We start from the raw sequence: 6,485 nt of genomic DNA, 5'->3' as shown, positions 1-6,485 counted from the left end.
CTTAAAGTCAGATACATCAGCTTCCGTCTTCCATCAGCCTTCGCTAACGAAAACGCCGCCAACATATCCCTTCCAGTCTCTACTTTATAACCCATATTCTCTTGTCAATGACCACCCCAGCCGCCCCGAAACTTCCGCTCCAGCGCCGCCGGTGAATGGGCTTATACGCACCCACCCCCATACGGTCAACACGATTCCCGAAACTTTCTCAAAGTTTCTTCACAAACCCTTCAAAAACCCCAGAAAACCGCCACCCAACCCCAAAAACACAGCCCCCGGCGAATCACCCCACCAAAAAGAATCGACAACAGAAAAAAGGCCGCCCCCTGCGGGGCGGCCTTCCATCACGCCATTCAGCTCTGGGCTGCCGAATGTCCATTTATGAGCAGTCCCTGATCATTGGCCGAGATGGTCACCTCATCTCCGTCATGGATGGTCCCTTCCAGCAGGAGACCGGCCAGAGGGTTCTGCAACTCACGCTGGATCACCCTCTTCAGCGGACGGGCACCATAGACCGGATCATACCCAGCCTCGGCCATCCACTCCCGTGCCTTCTCATCCAGAGACAGGGTGATCTTGCGATCAGCCAGAAGATGCCGCAGGCGGCCCAGCTGAATCTCCACGATCTGGCCCATGTCCGCCCGCTGGAGACGGGAGAAGAGAATGATCTCGTCCAGACGGTTCAGGAATTCCGGCCGGAAATGCGCCCGGACAACCTCCATCACCTCATTCCGCACGGATTCGGTTGATTCACCATCCTTCTGATGCGCCAGAACCTCGGAACCAAGATTGCTGGTCAGCACGATGATCGTATTGCGGAAATCCACCACACGACCCTGCCCGTCCGTCAGGCGGCCATCATCCAGCACCTGAAGCAGGATGTTGAAGACATCCTCATGCGCCTTCTCCACCTCATCAAAGAGGATGACCTGATAGGGACGACGCCGCACGGCCTCGGTCAGCACGCCACCCTCATCGTAACCGACATACCCCGGAGGGGCACCGATCAGACGGGAGACGGAGTGCTTCTCCATGAACTCGCTCATGTCGATCCGCAGCAGGGCACGTTCATCATCAAAGAGGAACTGCGCCAGCGTCTTGGCAAGCTCGGTCTTGCCCACACCGGTCGGACCAAGGAACAGGAAGGAACCGATCGGGCGGTTGGGGTCCTGCAACCCGGCACGGGCACGGCGCACGGCATTGGACACGGCCACCAGAGCCGATTCCTGCCCCACGACACGCTCACGCAGCACGGACTCCATCCGCATGAGCTTGGAACGCTCACCTTCCAGCATCCGGTCCACCGGCACGCCGGTCCAACGGGACACAACGGCGGCGATTCCCTGATCCGTCACGGTATCAGCGAACAGCGTATTGCCGTCAGACTGAGCCTCTTCCTGCTGGGCCTGTTCGATCTGACGTTCCAGCTCCGGAATACGGCTGTACATCAGCTCGGATGCCCGCTGGAGATTTCCCTGGCGCTGCGCCACCTCAACCTCGGACCGGGCGTGGTCAAGCTCTTCCTTGTATTTCTGCACGGCATTCATGCGGTCTTTCTCCGCATGCCAGGCCGCACTCATCGCATCAGACTTCTCCTGAAGGTCAGCCAGTTCAGCTTCCAGAGCTTCCAGACGCTCACGGGAGGCCGTGTCATCCTCCTTGCGGATGGCCTCACGCTCGATCTTCAGCTGGATGATGCGGCGGTCCAGCTCATCCAGAGCCTCAGGCTTGCTGTCGATCTGCATCCGCAGGCGGCTGGCGGCTTCGTCAATCAGATCGATGGCCTTGTCCGGCAGGAAGCGGTCCGTGATATACCGGTTGGACAGGGTCGCTGCGGAAACCAGTGCATTGTCGGTGATCCGCACCCCATGATGCAGCTCGTACTTCTCCTTGATCCCACGCAGGATGGAGATCGTGTCCGCAACGGACGGCTCACCCACAAAGACCGGCTGGAAGCGGCGGGCCAGCGCAGCGTCCTTCTCGATATATTTGCGGTACTCATCCAGAGTCGTGGCGCCAAGGCAGTGCAGCACACCCCGGGCCAGTTCCGGCTTGATGAGATTGGACGCATCCATCGCCCCGCTGGAACGCCCTGCGCCAACGAGCGTATGCATCTCATCGATGAAGAGGATGATCTGCCCCTCGGCACTCTCAATCTCCTTGAGGACAGCCTTCAGGCGTTCCTCAAACTCACCCTGATATTTCGCACCGGCAATCAGTGCCCCCATGTCGAGAGAAAGCAGCTTCTTGTTGCGCAGAGCCTCCGGCACATCGCCATTGACGATACGCAGGGCCAGCCCCTCCACGATGGCGGTCTTGCCAACACCGGGTTCACCAATCAGCACGGGATTGTTCTTGCTGCGGCGTGCCAAAACCTGAATGGCCCGGCGGATTTCCTCGTCACGCCCGATGACCGGGTCCAGCTTGCCTTCCTGCGCCTGAGCCGTCACGTCACGGGCATATTTCTTCAGCGCATCAAAATTGTTTTCTGCCGAGGCCGAATCCACGGTCCGCCCTTTGCGGACGGTCGCAATCGCCTTTTCCAGAGCCTGAGCAGACGCCCCGCCCTGCCGCAGGGCCTCACCGGCCGGTGTCCTGCTGGCCGCAATGCCTGCCAGCAGACGGTCCTGCGCCACGAAACTGTCACCAGCCGCCTTGGCAGCCGCCTCCGCACCATCCAGCACCCGCACGAAGTCAGGCGTCGGCTGGGGCTGGGACGCTCCGCTGCCCTGCACAGCCGGCAGTTTGGCCAGGGCCGCATCATTGGCCTGCCGGACGACCTTCGGGTCCCCGCCTGCGGCACGGATCAGCCCTGTCGCCGCTCCCTGCTCGTCATCCAGCAGGGCCTTGAGCAGATGCTCCGGCGTCAGCTGCTGGTGATAGTCTCGCAGGGCAATGGTCTGGGCAGCCTGAATGAACCCCTGGCTCCGCTCCGTAAATTTCTGAATATCCATGATATTTGCCTCTCCTTCTCGCCCCATCCTTGGCAGCGATGACTGTTCAGCCTGCCCCGATATGGCGACAGACCGTGCCTAAAATTTAGGCACGATCACATCGGTTTCAAGAGGGCGTTTCTGGATTCACCCACAAAAACGCCTGTCTGCAAGGAGATTCCGGGACCTTTCAGACTGGTAAAGTCTGAGACCAAAACAGAAGGCAGGCAATAGAAAGGCAGCCCCGCAGAAACCTTATGCCTCCCCCACTGAAGCCGTAAGTGAGGACGGTTCCAGCCCTACACTCTCCAGCGCACGCTGCCATTTTGTGGAGGGATCCGCTCCAAAGACAATATCTTCATCAGCCGGAACAACATACCAGGCATTGCCATGGAGAATCTCTTCTTCAAGCTGCCCGGCGGCCCATGCGGCATGGCCAAGCAGCAGCATGGCCTGCCGTGGCCCCCGGCCTGCCGCCAGCTCCCGGATCATCTCGATGCTGGCACTGACTTCTGCCACGGGCGGCTCATCCGGCAGGACGGTCATGCGGCTGCCTGTCCTGCCACGCCCAAGGCCTCCACCTTCCGGCGAATGGAGAACAAAACCCCGCCCCGGCTCCACCGGCCCGCCAACACCCACACCAAAAAGACGCTGCGGCGGGTTGGGCGATACATCCAGATGGCGCAGCAACGCACTGATGTCCGGGTGGGTCAGCCGACGATTGACAATCATCCCCATGGCTCCATCCTCGGCGGAATGGGCGCAGAGATAGATGACCGTCTGGGCAAATTCGGTCCCTGCCAGAACAGGGGTGGCAACCAGCAAACGGCCCGTCAATGTCTCGATCGGCTCAAGAATCGGCATGAACACCTCTTACAAACAGGGGATGCGTCCAGCATAACAGAAGACAGTTCTGTTTTTCATTCTTCATACACGGAGTTCCCACAATGACCCAGCCACAGACCATCCTCGTGACGGGCGCCACATCCGGGTTCGGCAGAAGCATCGCCACACGGCTGGTCCGGGAGGGGCACCGTGTCATCGCCACGGGGCGCCGGAGTGAACGGCTGAGCAACCTGCATGAGACACTCGGCACCAGCCTCCTCCCCCTCACACTGGACATGAGCGACCGGGACGCCCTGCGCGCCCTGCCTGAAACCCTGCCAGAGGGCTGGCGCCATGTGGATGTTCTCATCAACAATGCCGGGCTGGCACTGGGCGTCACACCCGCACAGGACTCCAGCGTGGATGACTGGGAAACCATGATCGACACAAACATCTCCGGCCTCGTGGAGATCACCCACGCCCTGCTCCCCGGCATGATAGAACGGGAGCGCGGTTACATCCTCTCCATCGGCAGTACGGCGGGTCATTACGCCTATCGGGGCGGGAATGTCTATGGGGCGACGAAAGCCTTCGTCTCCCAGTTCATGAAGAATCTGCGGACCGACCTGCTGGGCACGCCACTGCGTGTCACGACCATCGAACCCGGCCTTGTGGGTGGCAGTGAGTTCAGCAACGTGCGGCTGCGTGATGATGCAAAGGCACGGGCCGTCTATGAAAACACCACACCACTGATGCCTGCCGATATTGCAGAAACCGTCTCATGGCTGATTGGCCTGCCGACCCACATGAACGTGAACCATCTGGAGATCATGCCCGTCTGTCAGGCATCTGGCGGGCTGGCCGTCATGAAAAAGGAGGGGTAACCCCCTCCCTCTCCACTTCAACGGCGATGGAATCAGCTCCGGCGGCGGGTGGATTTCTCGCCGCTGCGGGCCGGGCCGGAACGACGTTTGAAGGATGACGGGCCACGGCCCCCTTCCCGACCTTCACGCCCCTCACGACGTCCCCCGCCACCGGGGCCACCAAAACGCCCTTTCGGTGCACCAAAGCGACGCCCACCCGGCGGGCCACCACGACCCCGGCGGGGACCGGCCCCACCGGCAGGAGCCTCGGCTGGCTCAATGGTCACCTCGTCCTGCTCTGCTCCTGCCCGACAGGCATTGAAGCGGGCCAGCTTTTCATCAGAAATCTGGAAGAGCGTGTCATCCTGCTGGATGCAGATATTGCCAATATCCCGCTTCTGCACGCCACCAAGACGGCAGATGAGCGGAATCAGCCATTTGGGATCGGCCTTTTCACTACGCCCTACGCCAAGGCGGAACCACGAACCAGCCATCTCATACCCACGTCCCCCTTCACGGGCAGCACCACGGGCTGGTGGCTCGACAGACACAGGGCGGATATCTTCCACACGGGGCAGATGCGCCTTGTGGAACCCTACCAGAGCCCGGGCCAGCTGGGTGGCATCGAAACGTTCTGTCAGCTTGGCCACGATCTCTTCCGGCACGGCAACGGAGGCTTCCCCGGTCAGGATCGGATCTTCCAGCAGACGCTGTGCATCCTGCTCGGCAATGGCCTCTGCCGTTGGTACCGGCTCCCACTCAGCCTTCACACGGGCCTGCGCCAGAACACGCTCCGCCTTGCGCCGCTGGTTGAATGGTACCATCAGCACGCTCACGCCCTTGCGCCCTGCACGACCTGTCCGGCCGGAACGATGCAGGAACGTGTCGGAAGAAGACGGCACACTGGCATGGACAACCAGGCCGAGGGCCGGGACATCAATGCCACGGGCCGCCACATCGGTAGCCACGCAGACACGGGCCGCACCGGAGCGCAGGCTCTCGATGGCACGAGACCGCTCATTCTGCCCCATCTCACCGGAAATGGCGACGGAGGCAAAGCCCCGCTCCAGCAGGGCTGCCTGAACCTGATTCACCAGCAGGCGGGTGTTGCAGAACACCATGGCTGTCTGGCTTTCATAATACCGCAGCACGTTGACAAGCGACCGCTCCACTTCCTGCGGGGCCGTCACCACGCAGCGATGGGTGATGTCGGCATGCTGCTTCTGGCCGGAGACCGTATCAATCCGCTTGGCGTCCTGCTGATAGCGCCGTGCCAGGGAGGCGATTTCCCGAGCGATGGTAGCGGAAAACAGCAGGGTGCGGCGTTCCTTCGGGGATGCATCCAGCAGCTGTTCCAGCTCCTCACGGAAGCCCATGTCCAGCATCTCGTCAGCTTCATCCAGCACAACGGCACGCAGGCCCGTCAGGTCCAGCTTGCCACGGGAGAGATGGTCACACAGACGGCCCGGCGTACCAACCACGATATGAGCACCACGCTCCAGAGAGCGGGCCTCACGGCGGGCATCGGTCCCACCGATGCAGCTGGCGATACGGGCCCCGGTCTCGGCATAAAGCCATGAAAGTTCTGTCTGAACCTGCATGGCAAGCTCACGGGTCGGGGCAATCACCAGCGCCAGCGGGGAGCGGGTCGGGGCCATCCTGTCCCCTTCCGTCAGCAGATCGGTCGCAAAGGCGAGGCCAAAAGCCACTGTCTTGCCAGAGCCCGTCTGCGCAGAGACGAGCAGATCACGCCCTTCCAGCCCCGGCTCCAGCACGGCCTCCTGTACAGGCGTTGGCTGTTCATAGCCACGTGCAGCCAAAGCACGGGTCAGGGCGGGATGGGTATCGGGAAAAGGCATCGTCA

At 61.4% G+C, this 6,485-nt stretch carries 4 protein-coding genes; 1 reads left to right on the top strand and 3 read right to left on the bottom strand.

Annotated features, from left to right (window positions below):
• Positions 1 to 353: 353 nt before the first annotated feature.
• Complete coding sequence (clpB, locus tag DTJ15_RS08445; protein ID WP_249109825.1) at positions 354 to 2,954, bottom strand: ATP-dependent chaperone ClpB; 2,601 nt, start codon at positions 2,952 to 2,954, stop codon at positions 354 to 356.
• A 234-nt stretch (positions 2,955 to 3,188) separates the two neighbouring features.
• Positions 3,189 to 3,797: a YqgE/AlgH family protein gene (locus DTJ15_RS08440; RefSeq protein WP_043558854.1), complete on the bottom strand. Its 609-nt coding sequence runs from the start codon at positions 3,795 to 3,797 to the stop codon at positions 3,189 to 3,191.
• An 83-nt stretch (positions 3,798 to 3,880) separates the two neighbouring features.
• Here DTJ15_RS08440 and DTJ15_RS08435 point away from each other — a divergent pair, with 83 nt between their 5' ends.
• On the top strand, positions 3,881 to 4,642 hold the full coding sequence (locus DTJ15_RS08435) for an SDR family NAD(P)-dependent oxidoreductase (RefSeq protein WP_154981022.1): 762 nt from the start codon (positions 3,881 to 3,883) through the stop codon (positions 4,640 to 4,642).
• Positions 4,643 to 4,674: 32 nt separating this feature from the next.
• Here the strand turns inward: DTJ15_RS08435 and DTJ15_RS08430 are convergent, their stop codons facing one another.
• Positions 4,675 to 6,480: a DEAD/DEAH box helicase gene (locus tag DTJ15_RS08430; RefSeq protein WP_192848762.1), complete on the bottom strand. Its 1,806-nt coding sequence runs from the start codon at positions 6,478 to 6,480 to the stop codon at positions 4,675 to 4,677.
• Between the last annotated feature and the right edge of the window lie 5 nt (positions 6,481 to 6,485).

It is taken from the genome of Parasaccharibacter sp. TMW 2.1891, from assembly GCF_023337675.1.
In the GTDB taxonomy this organism is placed as follows: domain Bacteria; phylum Pseudomonadota; class Alphaproteobacteria; order Acetobacterales; family Acetobacteraceae; genus Bombella; species Bombella apis.
This window is presented reverse-complemented; position numbering and strand designations above follow the sequence as displayed.